This window comes from Legionella pneumophila subsp. fraseri (assembly GCF_000586315.1).
GTDB classification, from domain to species: Bacteria; Pseudomonadota; Gammaproteobacteria; order Legionellales; family Legionellaceae; genus Legionella; species Legionella pneumophila_B.
In genome coordinates, this window is record NZ_JFIM01000001.1 from 79,973 (window position 1) to 99,171 (window position 19,199).

The window sequence follows — 19,199 nt, forward strand, 5'->3', positions numbered from 1 at the left end:
AAAATATGAAAACACGGATAGTTTCATTTTTAGTTGTTTCTATGGCAAGTGTTAATCTGCAAGCCGCTTCAGAAAATCTTATTTGGGAAGCGAGTGATGACAATTTAAAAAAATACAATGTTAGTATCTTGCATGATAAAAAAGGATTTATATCAATTACTCATAAAATGACGTCTTTAAATTATCAGTTGAGCCCTGTTGATCATGAGGGCAATCGTGATTCTAACGATATTCGCTATCAAATTTATTATAGAGATATTCCTGTTTGGGGCCATGAACTGATCCTCCATAAGGCGAGCAAGTCAAAAATTTTTCTGACCGGTGTTGATGTGTCTGAAATTGAGAAAGAGATTCATCAGACTGATGGGAAGTTCAGTGCCAGTGATATTGAACGCCAGATAATAAAAAACAATGACGATTCGATCATTTACAAAAATATTAAAAAAATCATTTATCTGGACTCACAGAAAAAAGCTTATCTTGCCTACCATTTGTCGATGTACACGAATGATCCATTACATTTTGTCTCTGCCCCCAATTATATTATCGATGCCAACTCTGGTCAGATGTTGAAAAGTTGGGATGATTTAACCCATAAGAAAATTGGCCAAGGCTTGGGTGGAAATGTGTTTATTCTTCCCTATCGATCAGGCTTGTTTCAGCATGGTGATTCAATGAAGGACATTCCTTCTCTTGGCAAATTTGAGGTAACAGTCAAAGGAAAAAATTGTGTTGTGGAAAGCCCTGAGGTAAGGGTTATTAATGCTGCGCACACTGATTTGGACAAGAGATCTTTCCCGGTTCTAAGCATTGTGGAAATCTATAAAAATATACCGGCTTTTTCCTATCCTTGCAGTAAAGAATCACAATATATCAATATTAATGATGGAAACACATCACCTGCAAACTACAGTTTTTCTGCAGTCAATGATGCTATGTATTTTGCCGGGGTAACACTGGAAATGTATAAAGAGTATTATGGGGTGGAAAAACCTTTAGGTGACGATTTGCCTTTGCGAGCCTATACCCATATTAAAAATTTTGACAATGCCTTTGCGGTGCCTTCTATTAAAATAAAAGGATTGTATTTAATGCATCAACAAATTGTGATTGGTGATGGTGATACTCAATTAACAGCACCAGCGCAGAGCACTTTATCTCATGAGTTGTCTCATAATTTTACCAGATTGCATTCCAACCTGGTCTATAATGGGCAATCCGGAGGGATCAATGAAGCGTTCTCAGATATGGCATCTATTGCTATGCAGGATTACTTACGTAAAGATTTTCCATGGTATTGGGATGGTGAAGATTGGTCCATAGGGCGTGAGGCAACTATCAGTGGTGAGCCAATTCGTTACATGGATTACCCAACGAAAGATGGCCATTCCATTGACCATTTTGATGATTATCGTGATGATTTGGATGTTCATCTGACCAGCGGGATCTTTAACAAGGCTTTTTATCTTTTAGCTCATCAACCCAATTGGTCAGTGAGAAAAGCATTTCAAGTGATGGTGGACGCCAATATAAAATATTGGACATCAGGGACTTCATTTGAAGCAGCTGCTTGTGGGGTTATTCAAGCGGCAATTGATAGACAATATAATAAGCAAGATGTTATTAATGCTTTTAAAGAGGTTGGGGTGGTTTGTCCTGTTATAGGTCTCGTAAATTAAATACAGCAATTCAGGTGACTTCGATACTGATTGAAGATAAAAAGAGATAATGATATTAATTCAACTTTCCAGCTCACAACGAATTCCTTTTTAATTTTAGACGGTTAAAAAATTCCTATTTTAAGTGGGCTGGGTTATTTTCCAATAAGTTGTCTTTTATTTGGATCTCAGTTCGTATTATAAGGAGTCAATGATGGATGAAGTAAAGAGAAAACATGCCAAGCAGAAAATCGCATCTGCCAAAGAGCTTGAAAAGAGATATTTCATAGAAGAGGCGATTACCGAGTATCTGGAAGCAATTGATTTATTTTTACAAATTTCCAATAAAACTCCTGAAGATATTAATGCGATAGTTAATGTTCATTATGATGTAGCAACTCTGTATTTTAATAGAGGAGATTATTTAAGCGCTGGTAGACACTATGAAGCAGCGATAAATCACCTCATCAAAATTCCGTTAAATGATGACTCTTATCGACTTCTAACTGAGTTATATATTGATTTATCTGATGCGTGTTATGAGCTGATGCATCAAGCTGCTGGGGATGAGGCAATGGCTAATGCACTAAAAGCATTTGGATTGATTCAAAATAAAACATTTGAAGAACAACAAATTGGAGATCCAGTCGCTAATTTCAAACAATTTCATGCTTTTTATGAAAAAAAACTATCAACAAAGTCTTATTTAAACTCTGCTAAATTTATGAATCATGAATATCTGCTCGGCGAGGGGCAAGTTGCAAGGCAACAAGAGCAAACGCTTTTTGAGCAGTTTGAAAATATATCCATTAGTGAAATACAACAAATTGATCGTAGTTTGGAAAATATGTTATCGCAATTGTCTTTGTCAGCAGAGCCCTCAACTTCTAACCCAGTCTCAGGAGCTGAGCAAGTCGCTTTTAATCCGGTTTTTGTAAATGTAACACCTAGCGATAGCGCTTATCGCGGCATGGCAATGCAAGTTCTAAATTTAGCCAAATCTTATATACAAAATCAAAAAATTTCAGATGCAATAGCTACCTATCAACAAGCCATTAAAATTCTGAATACAATCAAATCACCAAAAGAAAGCGATCTGCAAATTGTTCAGGAGCTAACGCAACATATAAGATACCTGCATAATAAGCCCGGCTCTGAGCAAGTTCAATTCTCTCCCTTATATGAAGCTCAAACACCTGTAGCTGTCACTGCTTCAGGGATGGGGTTTTTTAATTACAGACCACAAGAATCTTTTCAGGTATCCGCTCCTTTTCATGTTTCTAATAAAATGGATGAGGAGTACGATGATGGAAATATGCGTCCATAATTACTTTGCTAGTTGGGTGGCGAGAATTATTCTTGCGTTCAAACGACAGATAGGCGGGATTTTAGAGTCCATGCCTTTTGCCCCTATTTTGCAAACAAATACCAAATTAACTTTAACCGATAATTTTTAATGGACAACGATACCTTTAGAAACCGCTGCATCTCGAATATAATTAATTTTTGCAACTTATGATTGCAATGCAACAAGAATTTACGTGACATATTGTGTTGCACTCTTGTTGCACGAATTAACGACTTATTGTTATTCAAATAGGGACATTGGCTAAGCGTGTCCTCTTCCCGCCCAAAAATGTTTGTTTAATCAGTAAAATCTATTATTGGGGTAAAGTATTATTTTATCTTCAATAATTTACACTTTGATATTTTTCTTGCAACCTGGCCGTGATAACATCATGCACTGACAGGATTTTCATTAGGGACAGATAGTTATATGAACAAAGGAATGAACGCATTTGTATTCCTGATTGCGGTAATTGCCGGATTTGGTGGATTTTTATTCGGATTTGATTCCAGTGTCATTGCTGATGTGAAAGATCAGGTCATCTCTCAGTTGGGACTAACAGATTGGCAATGGGCACAAGTTGTCAGTAGTAGTTTACTGGGATGCATACTGGGAATACCCATAAGTGGTCTTGTCGCAGATAAGTTAAGCAGGCGATCTTTATTAAAAATAGTCGCTTTGGGCTTTATTCTGGGGAGCAGTTTGTGTGCTATGGCTCCCGGGTTAGTTTCCATATTAATTGGCCGATTTATCATTGGTATTTGTATAGGCATTGCGTCCTACATTGCTCCTTTATTTATTGCTGAAATCGCGCCACCCCATCAAAGAGGAACTTTAGTATTGATTAATGGATTAACAATTACGTTTGGCCAGGCTGTCGCCTATTTGATTGGTTATCTTCTTCATGACTATTCATTAATGAGTTGGAGATATTTATTTTGGATAGGGAGCCTGCCTGCACTCGTCTTATTTGCAGGAATGTATTTTGTCCCTCATTCACCCCGCTGGATAATGATGAAATACGGAGCTGATGCTACTTTAAAGACCTTAAAACAAATTAGACCAGCCGGGTATAATGTTCAGCAGGAATTGGTTGAAATAAGTAGTAACATAGTCAATACTGCGCCAGGTTATACCCAGATATTTAAGAAACCAATTATTTTTGTTCTATTGGTGGGTGTAGGTTTAGGCTTGTTCCAGCAATTTTCCGGAATCAATGCCTTGATGTATTATGGACCGGTTATATTTGAGTCGTTTGATTTTTTTCCAGTAAAAAATGCAATTCTTGCCACCTTTTTTTTGGGTCTGGTCAATTTTATCTTTACAGTAGTCACTCTTTTTTATGTTGATAAATTAGGCAGAAGATTTTTGTTAATCAGTGGTACTTTGATCGCATCAATTAGCTTATATTTTGTTAGCTTCCTATCCAGCCATTCTATGCTAATCAATAAATTCTCGATTTTAGGCGGATTATCATTTTATGTAATGGGATATTGTATTAGTCTGGGCTCTCTGTTCTGGGTGTTAATATCTGAAATTTATCCTTTATCGGTGCGTGGTTTGGCAATGAGTATTGCTACAGTGTTTCAATGGGGCGCTAATTTTATAGTATCACTTTCGTTTCTTCCCATTTATCAATTCTCGGGTCAAGTATTTACCTTTGCCATGTTTGCCAGCTTTTGCCTGCTGGCATGTTGGTTTATTTATTACTTTGTCCCGGAAACCACATCAGTGTCTTTGGAAAAACTGGAAGAAAATTTAAACACTGGAAAAAAAGTAAGAGATATAGGTCAACCAATATCGAAAAATATAAAAACAAGAAAATTTGATTTAATTATGGACTAATTATGAAAAAGAAAACATGTCGAATTGGGATAGTAGGGGCAGGACGAATTGGTAGACTGCATGCGGAAAATATTCTATTTCATTTGCCACAATTTGAATTAGTGGCCATAGCCGACCCTCAGATCGATAGGAATTGGGCAGAGAAGTTAGGGATTGCAACCGTATCTACTCAGTCAGAGGATGTGCTTTGCCACCCTGATTTGGATGCCGTTTTGATCGCTTCACCGTCTCATCTGCACCTCGAGCAAATCATCATGGCGAGTCTTCATGGTAAAGCAATTTTTTGTGAAAAACCGATTGGTTTGAATGAAGAAGAGATAGAAAAAACATTACACATAATCAAAAATAATAATACTTTATTACAACTTGGGTTTAATCGTCGATTTGACCCAAGTTTTGCCAACATTCAGAAAAGAGTACAGTTTGGTGAAATTGGTACTCCCCATATTCTTCGAATTACTTCTCGTGATCCGGCTTGTCCATCCAAAGAGTATTGCGCGACATCAGGTGGGATATTCATGGACATGTCTATTCATGATTTTGATATGGCTCGTTTTTTAATGCAATCCGAGGTTGTAGAGGTTTATGCAACAGGAGCTGTTCTAATTAATCCTGATTTTGAGCAGTTCGATGACGTAGATACAGCAATAATTCAACTACGGTTCGCTAATGGCGCATTTGGTGTTATAGATAACAGCCGTCAGGCAATCTATGGGTATGATCAAAGGGTAGAAGTATTTGGTTCAGGCGGCATGCTATTGGCTGAAAATCAGTTAGAGCATACGGTATCTCGGTACTCGGCGAATGCAACGGATAGTGCTAAACCTCAATATTTTTTCCTTGAGCGCTATCATCAAGCTTATCTGGCAGAACTGAATGCGTTTTATAGTGCCTGGAATGATAATCAGACAAGTCCCGTTTCAGGATTGGATGGACTGCAAGCCTTGCGCATTGCAAAAGCTGCGAAACAATCTTTAGAAACTCGTCTCCCTGTGGTATTGAATTGAGGTTGCCATGAAACAATTTCCCAGATTTTATTTTGATGAGAACAGAGCAGTCGATTTGATTTGTATGGGGCGCGTAGCAGTTGATCTCTACGCGGAGCAAATAGGATTGGATTTGAAGGATGTTGCAAGCTTTAAAAAATATTTGGGTGGGTGTGCAGGGAATATTGCTGTTGGGGCTGCCCGATTAGGATTAAAAAGCCAGATGTTTTCCTGTGTTGGCTCAGATGAGCTGGGTAAGTTTCTCAAAGAAGAATTGAAACGTGAAGGAGTTAATATTGAGTTATTATCTGAAACAGATAATCATTTAACTGGTCTTGTACTTTTGGGTATTAAGCCTCCCTCCAATTTTCCTCTGCTTTTTTATCGTAACGATTGCGCAGATATGCAGATTAAAGCAGAACAAATGAGTTTTGCTGCTTTAAAAAATGCGAAGGCTTTATTGATAACAGGTACTGGTTTATCCACTGAGTTAATGAAAAATACTACACTGGAAGTGGTTCATTTAGCCAGAAAAGCAGAAACGGCCATAGTTTTTGATCTCGATTATAGACCGGTTCTTTGGCGATTAACTGTGGTTGGTAATGGGGAAAGTCGTTATTGTCAGAATGAATATGTAACCCAAGTGTATCAACAAGTTTTGCCTTTATGCGATTTGATTGTCGGGACTGAAGAAGAAATATGTATTGCAGGCGGTTCGAATGATATTAAAGCCTCATTAATCAATATCAGGCAACGAACCGATGCGCCAATAGTTGTTAAATTAGGAGAGAAGGGCGCTTGTGTCCATTTTGGACCAGACAAAGGTCTATTACAGGCAAAATCTTTTCCTGTTGAAGTATTAAATGTTTTGGGAGCCGGTGATGGTTTTATGTCCGGGCTTTTAGCGGGTTTGCTGCAAGGAAAATCATGGGAGCAAGCAGTAACCTATGCTAATGCTTGTGGTGCCTTGGTCGTGACTCGTCATGGTTGCGCTCCTGCGATTCCATACAAGGAAGAATTGGACTACTTTATTCAAGAATATGATCATGATCCTGAAATATGGAGTAGCTCCCGGTTAACACAGCTGCATGAGAAATTAAGTAAAAATCAACAGACACAGTTGCTTATTAAAAATCCATGTGGATTTGCCGATGGTTTAAATTCAATTGTAAAGATGCAAGACTCGCCTATCGCAATGAGTTTTAGTTCTCTTAAATTAAACAAGGGGCAAAGCCATCAATTTAATTCGAGCTATGAATTTGCCGCCCTCTTAATGACAGGAAAGGTTGTTTTCAAATACGGCTCTTATAGCCAGGAAGTCGAGAGGACAGATTATTTTTCACAATCTCCCTATGTTTTGCACTGCTCAAAGGATGAAGTCAGTTCGGTAATCGCTTTGACTGACTGTGAAATTTTATTAATAGAAACAGAAAATGAAAAGTTATTTTCTCCAATATTATTTGATGCATCCAATATGCTTGAATTAGATAATAGGGGAGAAGGAGTCCTTGAGAATACCTCGTATCGACTTGTCAGAACAGTATTTGATAAACGAAACAGACCTGATTCTAATTTGGTGGTTGGGGAAATTATTACGTTTCAAGGCCGTTGGTCAAGTTATCCTTCACATTACCATGAGCAACCAGAAATTTATCATTATAGATTTTCAGAACCTCAAGGATATGCTTTTGGGGAAAATGGTAAAGAGGTCATACGGATTGAGCACTATGATACCTACCAAATTGCCAATGGTCAGGAGCATGCTCATTGCACGGCCCCGGGTTATGCGCTTTATACGCTTTGGTTTATCCGGCATTTAAATAATAACGCCTATACGACACCTATCTTCATAAAAGACCATGAATGGACAAGGACAAACAAAGCCAATTTAAGAGCATGGCAACTAAAACAGCAGTAATCCTTATCTGCAGCATGATTTGGAGAGTTCAATAAATGAAAATTAAATTAACTATGGCTCAGGCCTTATTAAGATTTTTAGCTAATCAATATGTCACACTGGACAATAAAGAATACCGTTTCATCAATGGTGTGTTTGGAATATTTGGCCATGGTAATGTAACCGGATTGGGTGAAGCATTGGAATACGATGCTCAGGGTTTAATTTATTATCAGGGACATAATGAGCAAGGAATGGCTCATGCAGCAACGGCCTATGCCAAACATAAAAACCGGTTAGGGATCATGGCTTGTACTTCATCAATTGGTCCTGGAGCTACTAATATGATTACTGCAGCGGCTACTGCGACAACCAATAGAATTCCATTGTTACTGTTGCCAGGTGATGTATTCAGTTGCAGGCAACCCGATCCTGTTCTCCAACAATTGGAGGTTCCATATGATTACACCATATCCGTTAATGATTGCTTTAAACCAGTCAGTAAGTATTGGGACAGAATAACCAGGCCTGAACAGTTAATGACAGCGTGTATGCAGGCTATGAGAGTGCTAACTGATCCGGTTGAAACAGGTGCCGTTACATTGTGTTTACCTCAAGATGTACAGTCTGAAGCTTATGAATATGAGGATTCCTTTTTTAAAAAACGCTTATGGCGTATTGAGAGAGAAAGGATTAGCGATGCCATGTTGGCAGAGGCTATTCAGCTTCTTAGAAAGGCTAAGCAACCATTAATCATTGCAGGCGGTGGTGTGCATTATTCTCTGGCTTCGGAGACTTTATCAGAGTTTGCATTAAAATATTGTATTCCTGTAGCTGAAACTCAAGCAGGAAAAAGTAGCCTTGCAGCGAAACACCCCATGAATGTTGGTGGTGTAGGAGTTACTGGATCCGAAGCGGCAAATTCTCTGGCAGCTCAGGCTGACGTTATTTTAGTTATCGGATCTCGATTACAGGATTTTACGACAGCCTCCAAATGGGCTTTTAAAAATCAGGAATGCCAAATCATTCATCTTAATGTATCGCGTCTCGATGCCATGAAAATGAATGGAATTATGCTAAAAGGAGATGCAAAAACTGGTTTGCAGCAATTAGGGGAAGGCCTGGAAGGTTATCAAACTTCTCTCTCTTACCAACAATTAATACGACATTATCAAAACGAATGGTCTCAAGAGTTGGATAAATTGACTCAGTCTTATTCTACAGAGCAGGCAGGGTTACACCAAACTACTGTTTTGGGACTACTCAATCAGTATGTTACTGAAGAGGATGTGATAATCAGTGCAGCGGGGAGTTTGCCAGGTGATTTGCATCGAATTTGGCAATCCAAAAAGGCAAAAGATTATCATTTAGAGTACGCTTATTCCTGCATGGGATATGAGGTTGCAGCGGGTCTAGGAGTACGTATTGCAAAAGAAAATCAGGAAGGAGAGGTCTACGTTTTAGTTGGGGATGGCAGTTTTGTCATGATGCATTCAGAGCTTTTAACCGCCATTCAGGAACGCAAGAAAATTACAATTCTCATTTTTGATAACCATGGATTTCAATGCATTAGAAATTTACAGGAAGGGAATGGTAGTCTGGGTTTTGGTAATGAATTTCGTTACAGACAGCCAACTACTAATACTTTAAATGGCGATTATCTACCCATCGATTTTTGCAAATACGCAGAAGGATTGGGAGCCACTACTTATTTTGCCAAATCCTATGAGCAATTCCGGTCAGCTTTAGACTCGGCAAAAAAACAGGAAAAAAGTACTGTTATTGTTCTGCCCATATTACCCAAGTCTATGAGTCAAGGATATAAGACCTGGTGGCGGGTGGGAGTTGCTGAGGTATCTCAATCAGAGTCAGTGAGTAAAGCCTATCAAATGATGCAAGAGCAAATTGAAACAGTTAGACAATATTAAAAACAGGGATTGATGATGAGTATTCAACTTGGTATCGCACCAATTAATTGGTGCAATGATGACGACCCGAATTTAGGTAAAGACATTAGTTTTGAGCAATGCATTAGTGAAATGGCTTTGGCAGGCTATTCTGGCACTGAGCTGGGAAATAAATACCCGCGCGATGCAAGAACTTTAAAAGCTGCTTTGGAACAACGAGATTTACAATTATCGAGTTCATGGTTTAGCACTTATTTTACTGAGCCTAATGCCTATGAAAAAACCGTATCAAGATTTCTTGAACATTTAAGTTTTATGCGCGCATTAGGTGCATCATTTGTTAATGTTTGTGAATGTGGACACGCTATTCAAGGCACTGATTTACCAATATTAAGTACTCATATCCCGCAATTTAATGAAGAGCAATGGAGTTTATTGATTCAAGGACTGCATACATTAGGTCGAATTGCTTACGATTTCAATATGACGATTGTTTATCATTACCATGCAGGGACTGGGGTGTTTTGGGAAAAAGACATTGATTTTTTAATGACCAATACCAGTCCAAAATTGGTTTCTCTATTATTGGATACTGGCCATGCTGCTTTTTCAGGAATAGATCCGGTTAATTTGATAAATAAGTACGGTGATCGTATTTTGTATGTTCATCTGAAAGACATTCGCATCGAGGTTTTGAGACGAGTTGAAAGGGAAAAACTCAGTTTTATGGACGCTGTAAGAGCTGGAGTATTTACTGTGCCTGGTGATGGGGCAATTGATTTTATACCCATATGGGCAGGACTTCAAAAACATCATTTTAAAGGGTGGATGATAGTGGAGGCAGAGCAGGATCCGACAAAAGCTCATCCTTTGGAGTATGCTAAAAAAGCATATGATTATTTGCATTCATTTATTCATTAAATAAGTTTACTATGTTTTTGTTGTTATTCTGACATTAAGTTTCAATTGACTATAATAAGGAGATTATCCATGTCATTGAAGGAGAAATTGATACAATCCACTGTTAGTGCCTTTTTAATTCTTATTGCGTCGAATACTGCGATGGCTGAGGATTCAAGTACTGAGAAATGCTATGGCATAGTTAAAAAGGGCATGAATGATTGTTCAACAGCGACCTCTGATTGCGCCGGCTCTTCTACTAAAGATAACCAAAAGGATGCTTTTATTTTATTGCCTAAAGGGATTTGTGACAAAATTGTTGGTGCCTCATTGGATAAAGGTAAATCATAATTTAATCTATTTTAGGAATTGAAAATGAAAAGGAATTACAGGCATTTTATTTTTGCAATATTGGCTGTTTTTGCATTTTCTACTGATATTTATGCAGAACCACAAACCTTGACTTTAGATAATCAACATACTTATGTGTTATGGAAGGTAAAGCATTTAGGCTTTTCAACTCAAGCTGGAAAATGGTATGCCAATGGCCAGCTTGTCCTTGATAAGGATAACCCGCAGCAGAGCAAAGTGAATGTTACTATCAAGATCGATGACATCGTTACAGGTATACCTGAGCTTGATAAGCATTTGAAAGGTAAATTGTTCTTTGATACTAAACAGTTTCCTACAGCAACCTTTGTTAGTGATAAGGTGGAGATAACAGGCAAACATAAAGCAAAAGTGTATGGAATGCTTACCTTACACGGCGTTACAAAGCCTATCATATTGGACGTGGTATTCAATAAAGCAGGAATTAATTTATTAAATGACAGAGAAACAGTTGGGTTTAGCGCCACCACTTCATTAAAACGCTCTGATTATGGAATAAAAGCTTTAATACCAGAAGTAGGGGATGATGTTGAAATAGGAATAGAAGCAGAAGCCTATCTCGATAAAAAATATGGATAATCTATGCAGATAAGGAATACTTCAACCAAATTTGGCCTGGTTACGATTTTTTTCCATTGGATTATGGCTGTTTTAATTATTGGACTATTGGGAGTTGGTTTGTATATGGTGAGAATCCCTATTAGTCTTGAGAAATTAAAATTATATGGCTGGCATAAGGAGTATGGATTTCTCGTGTTGTTTTTAGCTTTTTTTAGATTGATTTGGCGTTTGACTAATCAATTACCGGAATTGGCTATTCCCCTGTTAGAGAAAATTGCGGCTCGCAGTATGCATTGGGCATTTTATTTTTTCATGTTTGCTATGCCCATCAGTGGATGGCTAATCACCTCAGCCGCTGGATTACCCGCTTCTTTTTTTGGATTATTTGTATTGCCTAACCTTGTGTCTCCAGATGAAAGTAACAGAATTTTATTTCAATGGATTCATGAATGGTTGGGATATGCTTTAATTGCAGCCATAATCCTGCATACTGCGGCGGCATTAAAACATCATTTTATTAACAAGGATGATATATTACGGAGAATGTTATAGTGAATATCTATTTTAAATGCCCTTTTTGGGTATTGATATTTTTTATGAGCACATTTATTCATGCTGGTAATCTACCGGAATGGGAAATTATACCAGCACAAAGTGAGATTACTTTTACTGGCACTCAAAATGGTGCCCCGGTTACAGGACGATTTAAGACATTTACTGGTCAAATTTTCGCAGACCCTTCTAACTACAAAGCAGGATCAATTCATCTTACTATTGATATGAACTCGATTGCAGCGCCTTTTGAGGACATCGTGACAACGTTAGCCTCCCCTGACTGGTTTAATGTCAAAGTATTTCCTAACGCAGAGTTTAAAGCAACGAAATTTAATCAATTGGATGATAAAACTTATGAGGCAGAAGGGACTCTAACTGTTCGAGATAAATCAGCCCCGGTTACTCTAAAATTTGTTGTGGAGCAAGTTTCCAATGATCAAGCTTTAGTTGAAGGCAGTACAACAATCAAGCGCAGTACGTTTGGAGTAGGTCAAGGTGAATGGGCGAGTACTGATGAAATACAAGATGAAGTAATTGTTCGCTTTAAAATAAGCGCTACACGGAAAAAATAATTTCAAGGCCAACATCTAAGCAATAATATGTAGAGGTATGTTAAATAATTTTAATTATTTCAAATTTTAAGGAACTACCTGGCATCATGGATTGGCCAGGTTTTTTCACAAAAATATAGAGTTTTGTCCATAGGATAAGTACAATTAGTATTTTTATCGTTGATGCAAAATAGATACGTGTCATAGAAGATAATGGATGTTTTTTGACTTAGTAAAAGGAATTATTCGTGTATTTAGGTTTTTCTGTTCAATCAATCTTGTTGTTTTTACTTTTCAGTTTTACTCCTTTATTTGTTTTAGCGGCTGAAAAAACACCACTAAATCTTTTTCTAAGATCCCATACGTATTTTGGATTTTCAGTGATTAGAGACACAGCTCATTACAATTTTAAAAGGAATGAAACCAGCCAAGAGCTCAATTTTACTGACTTTGATCATTTTGACTGGCATGGATCGGGACTTGGAGGAGAAATTTATTTAGGCTATGAAAAATTTTTCCGGGCACATTATTATATTGGTTTAGAAGGTTTTTTTAACCGCAGTTCCAATGAAGGAAAAATCTATTTTTTTGATTCTAACGAACTTTACTCAAGAATATTAAAGGGTTCATTTAAACAAAAATGGCAGTCTGGTCTAGCTATACACCCTGGTATTTATTTGCCTTCTGTGGGAATTATCTATGGGCGGGTAGGCTGGATTATCAGTGATATCAATTTAAGCGGAAGTATTACTCAGAGTGGGCCTATTGGCTCATTTAGCGGAAGATTTTCAAATACTCAAAAAAATAATGGAGTCCAATTAGGCACAGGCTTGGAGTTGGAGTTAACCAAAAATTGGCGTTGCCGTGTAGAATGGGATTGGAACCGTTTGCAAGATTTTATCTTTGATTCACAAGGTAAGGACTCTAACAATCATAGGTATCAAACGACCAGAATCGCTAAACATCCAATTTTGGAACAATTCAAATTGGGTTTGAACTGGCGTTTTTCCTGATGTAACCCTACGCCAATCGCTAAAAAACAAGCTAAACTTCAATTATGTTTTAAATTAGATTAACTCAAACATGGCTTTCACCAATATTTCATCAGAAGGTGCAAAGGCTGCAGATGAAAATTAGAATAAAGAGTACGAGAGGACAATGTGTCTCCACAATAGACGAAGCAATACTGTCAGGCCTGGCAGGGGATGGCGGGTTATTTGTACCTGACAGGTTCCCCGATTTAACAATAAAAAAATTTTATGAATACGGTAATTTAATCGACTTTTCTGCTCATTTACTCTCGCCATTTTTTTCAGATAGTAAAATTGATGTAAATAATGCTTTTTTTCAAAAATTCCTCACCTTCTCCTTTCCGCTACATCATCTTTTTAAGAAAAGTTATGTACTCGAGTTGTTTCATGGCCCAACCCTGTCTTTCAAAGATTTAGGAACTCAATTTTTCAGTGAATGTTTATTGCATCTGATAGAAAACAAGAGCGCCAAAGTCCTGGTCGCAACATCTGGTGATACTGGCGCTGCGATTGCTCATGCTTTGCATGGGAAAAGAGATCTGGAAGGAATCATTTTATTTCCCAAAGATAAACTTACTTTCAGACAACAATCTCAAATTACTTGTTGGGGAGAGAATATTCGTGCATTGGCTGTTAATGGCAGTTTTGATCAATGTCAACAGCTGGTGAAGCTGGTATTTGCCAAAAGAGAACATAAAGGAATATTGACTACAGCCAATAGCATGAATATTGCCAGATTATTACCACAGATTATTTTCTATGCTTTTACCAGCATTCAACTGGCATTAAGACATAATCATTCTGTTAATTTTATAGTTCCAGGCGGAAACCTGGGTAATGTTACGGCTTGTTATTGGGCAAAAATGCTGGGTTTTCCGATTGATCAAATTTTAATAGCTAACAATATCAATAGTGCACTGAGTGAATTTTTGTTAACGGGAGTTTATCAATCCAAATCGGTTATTAAAACTTTGGCAACAGCGATGGATGTAGGAGAGCCAAGCAATTTTGAGCGTTTATTCATTTTATTTAATAGTTATTCTGAATGTAAAAAACAGATGAATGCAGAGTCTGTGAATGATGAGCAAATTAAACAAGCAATCATGAATTGTTACAATGAATATCATTATATAATTTGCCCTCATACTGCAACAGCTTATCATCGACTAAGCGCAATCAATCAGGACAAACCTTGGGTTATTGTGGCACCAGCACACCCAGCCAAATTTGAGGAGGTATTAGAACCTCTATTGAAAAAAGAAATTCCTGTCCCGAAACAACTTAAAATTCTTTTAGACAGAAAACAACATTATTCAATCATAGAGCCAAACTATCAATCTTTATATCATTTCTTGGTTGAATGAAGGCCATTACAGAAGCAAGCTGTAAGAAGTGTACCAGAAATTAATTAAAACCATTTTATGATCCTCGTTGAACAGACGAGGATTTGTATTTCTGAAAAATTTCAGCTATGACTCTAAACCAATAGCACCAGACTGTACTTATTCCACTCAAAATTTATTCGCTGGATTGCAGGAAAAATCATATATAACAAATTTATTCTATACTTTTTAAGACACTATAAATCTCTGATTTTTCAGAATAATAAGGATGATTGTCATGAAGGGGGCATGTATAGGTCTAATTATTTGTCTTATCATTAATCTTGACGGATGGGCTGGGAAGCGCTTACCAGAGCTTGATGATCTTTATCGCATACAAGATATCAGCGAACCAGACTTGTCACCAGATGGAAAATGGGTGGCCTATACCGTATCCCAATTAAATGCCAAAGATAACATTTCCACGACTGAGGTATGGAAAGTATCAGTGGATAGTAAATCCAGTCAACGAATCACCTTTGCAGAAGATTCATCAAGCTCGCTACCCAAATGGAGTCCTAATGGTAAATGGTTAGCTTATTTATCCGATGGCGGAAAAGAGGGTACGACACAAATTTGGATAGCATCTGTCCAGGATAATAAAGAACATCAATTAACTTATATTGATGGCGAAGTGAGCGATTTTACATGGTCCCCAGATTCTAACAGGATTGCATTTGTAGCTCAGAAGAGTGATCCATCTAATGAAGAAGAACAACCCATAGTTGTAGATAGATATCAATTTAAGGTTGATGGTGTCGGTTATCTTGGTAAGGGGAGAGATCATTTATATTTGGTTGAACTTAAGAGTAAGGCTACTACTCAACTGACTGATGGAAATCATGATGAATATTTACCGGCCTGGTCACCTGATGGAAAATACATCGCGTTTGTCACAAAGCGTGGAAAAGATCCGGATAGGCATTTTAATTATGATATTTATTTGATCGAACCCAAGTCTGGGGCAAAAGAGCAGCAACTCACTCATTTCCCCGGTAGTGATATGAATCCTGATTATGATTCAAACCTTTCATGGAGCCCGGATAGTTCAAAAATAGCTTATCTTCGCAGTAATGAACATCAATGGACCTATTACTCGCCCAATCAATTGGCAATTATTGATATCAATACTAAAGATGAGAAAATCATTGCACCTCGGGATAATTGGTATTACAAGCCAAAATGGTCTCAAGATGGCAAATTTATTTATGCATTAATAGAAGAAAGCAGAAACACCTATTTGAATCGCATAGACATTCATTCCGGCCAGGTAAAACAATTGACTAGTGGCTTGCGCTATGACATGGATTATTCGCTAGCTAAAGGAAAGATTGTATTGTTAACAACTGATGATACACATCCTGCTGAATTATTTATTTTGAATTCTGGATTAATCCCTTTAACTCAACACAATAAAAAGTTTTTGGACGAAGTTCAATTTCAATCCGCAGAAGACATAGAGTCTACCAGTTTTGATGGGACAAGAGTAGATGGATTATTCATGAAGCCAGCTGGATACCAACCAGGTATTTTATTCCCTGGTTTTGTCTATCTGCATGGCGGGCCAGTGTATCAATTTAGCCATGAATTTAACTTTGATATGCAGTGGCTGGCAGCTAATAATTATGCTGTTATTGCTCCTAATCCAAGAGGCAGTTCAGGGCGAGGCTTTAATTATGCCAAAGCAATCTTTGCGGATTGGGGCAATTTGGACGTAAAAGACATATTGGCTTTTGTTGATTATGTCATAGGGAAGGGAATGGTTGATCCAAATCGCTTGGGTATAGGAGGGTGGAGCTACGGAGGAATGTTAACCAATTATGTCATAGCCACAGATCATCGTTTCAAGGCTGCTATATCCGGTGCTGGAGCGGCAAATATTTTATCTGGTTATGGTGTCGATCAGTACACTCCGGAATACGAGTTGGAATTAGGAAAGCCCTGGACCAATCCTGAATTGTATCTAAAATTAAGCTACCCTTTTCTTAAAGCGAATAATATAAAAACACCTACATTATTTTTGTGCAGTGGTTTGGATTTTAATGTTCCTTGTGTTGGGTCAGAACAATTATACCAGGCTTTGAAATCACTTGATGTGCCAACACAGTTAGTTATTTACCCCAACGAATATCATACTTTGGAGAAGCCAAGCTTTATCATAGACAGATTAAAAAGATACACCAACTGGTTAAATACTTATGTTAAATAGAAATCCTGCTTGGTCTGTCAAAATAAAATAGTAATAAGTCCAATAATTAAAAAAGCGCATGCTGCTACAGCATGAATTATTTTCATAGGAATTTTATGGGAAAATAAATTTCCAAAATAAACAGCTGGTAAATCAGCGAGCAACATTCCAAGAGTTGAGCCTGTTATGACCAGGATTGGAGAGCCATAATGCGCCGTCAAAGCAATCGTTGCAATTTGCGTTTTATCTCCTGTTTCTGACAAGAAGAAAGTGATAAACGTTGCTCCAAAAACACCAAGGTATTTGGATATTTTTTTCTCATCTTGTTCAATTTCATCTGGTATCAGAGTCCATATGGCCATCAGGATAAACGATATGCCAAGTATCCAACGAAGAACATCCGGTTTTAATAAAGTGGTAATCCAGATCCCGATAAGTCCGGCTAAAGAATGATTTATCAAAGTAGCAGCCAATATCCCCAGAATAATTGGCAATGGCTTTTTAAACTGTGCTGCCAGAAGAAATGCGAGTAATTGTGTTTTATCGCCAATTTCTGCAAGAGTAATAACACCAATTGATACAATTAAAGCTTCCATTAGAAAATAGGCAAGGAATCAAAACGAATCATTATACCCGCTTTTTGTTATGAAATTATTAATTTAAATAAAAATTCATGGCTAGGTATATACTTAAAATATTATGTATTGGGAAGCAATTTGGGGAGAGCATGATGATTAATCCAATTGAATACCATCCCAAAGGGGATAAAGTCAATTCAGATTATTTTAATGAATATAAAACAAAGATTTATGAAAGACGTTTATCATCCGGACTTGAGGATTTATATGGCGATATGTGTGGGGTCGTTGTTCAAGTGCAAACTGGGGATGCTATTCCATATATTAAAGAATTGTATTCAATGACACCTTATCGATATTCTCGAAGTTATATTAGCGACACGCATAAAATTTATTGTTTGCTCAATACCAAAAATTCACCCGCTTTTTTGGTGCTTGAGCCTCTGGATCCTAATTTTAAAGACGATATTACAAGATTAAATAAAATGTATCCCAATTCAAGAGCCAAATTCAATGCTCGGTATGTGGGTGAGATTTATAAATGCAAGGATAAGGATGAGACGCGTAATATATTAGTTTCCCATGATTTTAATTTTCATAATCCGGATATGACTGAGAACAAGTTCTATTGCAATAAACACATTCATTTTACCAGGTTATCGGATTTTACCTACAACTGTGTTGGGTATACGGATGATAATATTTATGATTTTGACTGCCTGGAGTTGGGCCAACGGTTTTATTTAACCAAAGAACAAGAAGCAATGCTGGATGCAAAAGATCAGGAAAGCCGCGATAATGGGATCAAGGATTTGATTAAAGGCATTGACCACATGGCTACCCGAATCCTGGCTGGTGAGCGTGAGGATGCCATTTTAGAGTTTTTATGCTTATCCAAATATTATTTTTGGGGTGCCTATAATATCTATGATATGAACTCTTCTACGAATGTAAATAGAAATCCACATGGACATGACATCAAGTCGCCGGCAAAAGTGTTTACTGCTAATAACACCCCGTTTATGGTGAATTCCTTTGAAAATCTACCTATGCCCACTGAGACCTTTGTGCGTAATTACGGCAGAAGAATGCACCACATCGCTTATGAAGTAAAAGACGGTGATCACTCTTCTGGTAAAAAGAACATTGATTTTGTTGTTGAAACTCTCCGAGATCAATTAAATATTGAATTTTTAGCTAAAGTATTTGGCGCTTGCGAGGATTCGCCTGATTTAAAGCAAATTTTCTCCAAGCATTCTGTTTATTCCATATTAATCACGGAATACGTTGAGAGATGTCACAATTTTGATGGATTTTTTACCAAGGAAAATGTAGCCGCATTAACGGAAGCGGCCAGTTTGGATGAGACTACCAAGCAACAACATAAAAAAGCCTCTATTATTGGGGATTAGGAATGGGATA

Annotated in this window: 16 protein-coding genes; 15 read left to right on the top strand and 1 reads right to left on the bottom strand. The window is 37.4% G+C overall.

Annotation, left to right across the window (positions count from 1 at the left end; translation table 11 throughout):
* Window positions 1-5 precede the first annotated feature (5 nt).
* From CC34_RS0100320 to CC34_RS0100390, 14 genes are all read left to right on the top strand, one after another.
* Window positions 6-1,679, top strand: a complete 1,674-nt coding sequence (locus CC34_RS0100320; RefSeq protein WP_028379045.1) for a M4 family metallopeptidase — start codon at window positions 6-8, stop codon at window positions 1,677-1,679.
* 190 nt (window positions 1,680-1,869) lie between these two features.
* On the top strand, window positions 1,870-2,985 hold the full coding sequence (locus CC34_RS0100325; RefSeq protein ID WP_080274033.1) for a tetratricopeptide repeat protein: 1,116 nt from the start codon (window positions 1,870-1,872) through the stop codon (window positions 2,983-2,985).
* A gap of 450 nt (window positions 2,986-3,435) precedes the next feature.
* Window positions 3,436-4,851: a sugar porter family MFS transporter gene (locus CC34_RS0100335; protein WP_028379047.1), complete on the top strand. Its 1,416-nt coding sequence runs from the start codon at window positions 3,436-3,438 to the stop codon at window positions 4,849-4,851.
* Between the two features lie 2 nt (window positions 4,852-4,853).
* A complete protein-coding gene (gene iolG, locus CC34_RS0100340) occupies window positions 4,854-5,858 on the top strand; it encodes an inositol 2-dehydrogenase (RefSeq protein ID WP_028379048.1) in 1,005 nt (334 codons plus the stop codon).
* 7 nt (window positions 5,859-5,865) lie between these two features.
* Window positions 5,866-7,755 carry a 5-dehydro-2-deoxygluconokinase gene (iolC, locus tag CC34_RS0100345; protein ID WP_028379049.1) on the top strand — a complete coding sequence of 630 codons (1,890 nt, stop codon included), beginning with the start codon at window positions 5,866-5,868 and terminating at the stop codon, window positions 7,753-7,755.
* A 35-nt stretch (window positions 7,756-7,790) separates the two neighbouring features.
* Window positions 7,791-9,662, top strand: coding sequence for a 3D-(3,5/4)-trihydroxycyclohexane-1,2-dione acylhydrolase (decyclizing) (iolD, locus tag CC34_RS0100350; protein ID WP_027227143.1), 1,872 nt, complete (start codon window positions 7,791-7,793; stop codon window positions 9,660-9,662).
* A gap of 15 nt (window positions 9,663-9,677) precedes the next feature.
* Window positions 9,678-10,562: a myo-inosose-2 dehydratase gene (gene iolE / locus CC34_RS0100355; protein WP_027227142.1), complete on the top strand. Its 885-nt coding sequence runs from the start codon at window positions 9,678-9,680 to the stop codon at window positions 10,560-10,562.
* Between the two features lie 69 nt (window positions 10,563-10,631).
* Complete coding sequence (locus tag CC34_RS0100360; RefSeq protein ID WP_027227141.1) at window positions 10,632-10,892, top strand: BufA1 family periplasmic bufferin-type metallophore; 261 nt, start codon at window positions 10,632-10,634, stop codon at window positions 10,890-10,892.
* A 24-nt stretch (window positions 10,893-10,916) separates the two neighbouring features.
* Window positions 10,917-11,510 (top strand): YceI family protein, encoded by a 594-nt coding sequence (locus tag CC34_RS0100365; protein ID WP_027227140.1) that lies wholly within the window; start codon window positions 10,917-10,919, stop codon window positions 11,508-11,510.
* A gap of 3 nt (window positions 11,511-11,513) precedes the next feature.
* Entirely contained in the window at window positions 11,514-12,044 is a 531-nt protein-coding gene (locus tag CC34_RS0100370; RefSeq protein WP_028379050.1) for a cytochrome b, read from the top strand.
* Between the two features lie 44 nt (window positions 12,045-12,088).
* A complete protein-coding gene (locus CC34_RS0100375) occupies window positions 12,089-12,619 on the top strand; it encodes a YceI family protein (RefSeq protein WP_229309720.1) in 531 nt (176 codons plus the stop codon).
* A gap of 227 nt (window positions 12,620-12,846) precedes the next feature.
* Window positions 12,847-13,611: an outer membrane protein gene (locus CC34_RS0100380; RefSeq protein ID WP_027227137.1), complete on the top strand. Its 765-nt coding sequence runs from the start codon at window positions 12,847-12,849 to the stop codon at window positions 13,609-13,611.
* A gap of 113 nt (window positions 13,612-13,724) precedes the next feature.
* Window positions 13,725-14,993 carry a threonine synthase gene (gene thrC / locus CC34_RS0100385; protein ID WP_027227136.1) on the top strand — a complete coding sequence of 423 codons (1,269 nt, stop codon included), beginning with the start codon at window positions 13,725-13,727 and terminating at the stop codon, window positions 14,991-14,993.
* A 256-nt stretch (window positions 14,994-15,249) separates the two neighbouring features.
* Complete coding sequence (locus CC34_RS0100390; RefSeq protein WP_027227135.1) at window positions 15,250-17,220, top strand: S9 family peptidase; 1,971 nt, start codon at window positions 15,250-15,252, stop codon at window positions 17,218-17,220.
* A gap of 17 nt (window positions 17,221-17,237) precedes the next feature.
* Here the strand turns inward: CC34_RS0100390 and CC34_RS0100395 are convergent, their stop codons facing one another.
* A complete protein-coding gene (locus tag CC34_RS0100395) occupies window positions 17,238-17,795 on the bottom strand; it encodes a TMEM165/GDT1 family protein (RefSeq protein ID WP_027227134.1) in 558 nt (185 codons plus the stop codon).
* A 134-nt stretch (window positions 17,796-17,929) separates the two neighbouring features.
* Here CC34_RS0100395 and CC34_RS0100400 point away from each other — a divergent pair, with 134 nt between their 5' ends.
* Window positions 17,930-19,189: a lpg1639 family Dot/Icm T4SS effector gene (locus tag CC34_RS0100400; protein ID WP_027227133.1), complete on the top strand. Its 1,260-nt coding sequence runs from the start codon at window positions 17,930-17,932 to the stop codon at window positions 19,187-19,189.
* The last annotated feature ends 10 nt before the right edge of the window (window positions 19,190-19,199 follow it).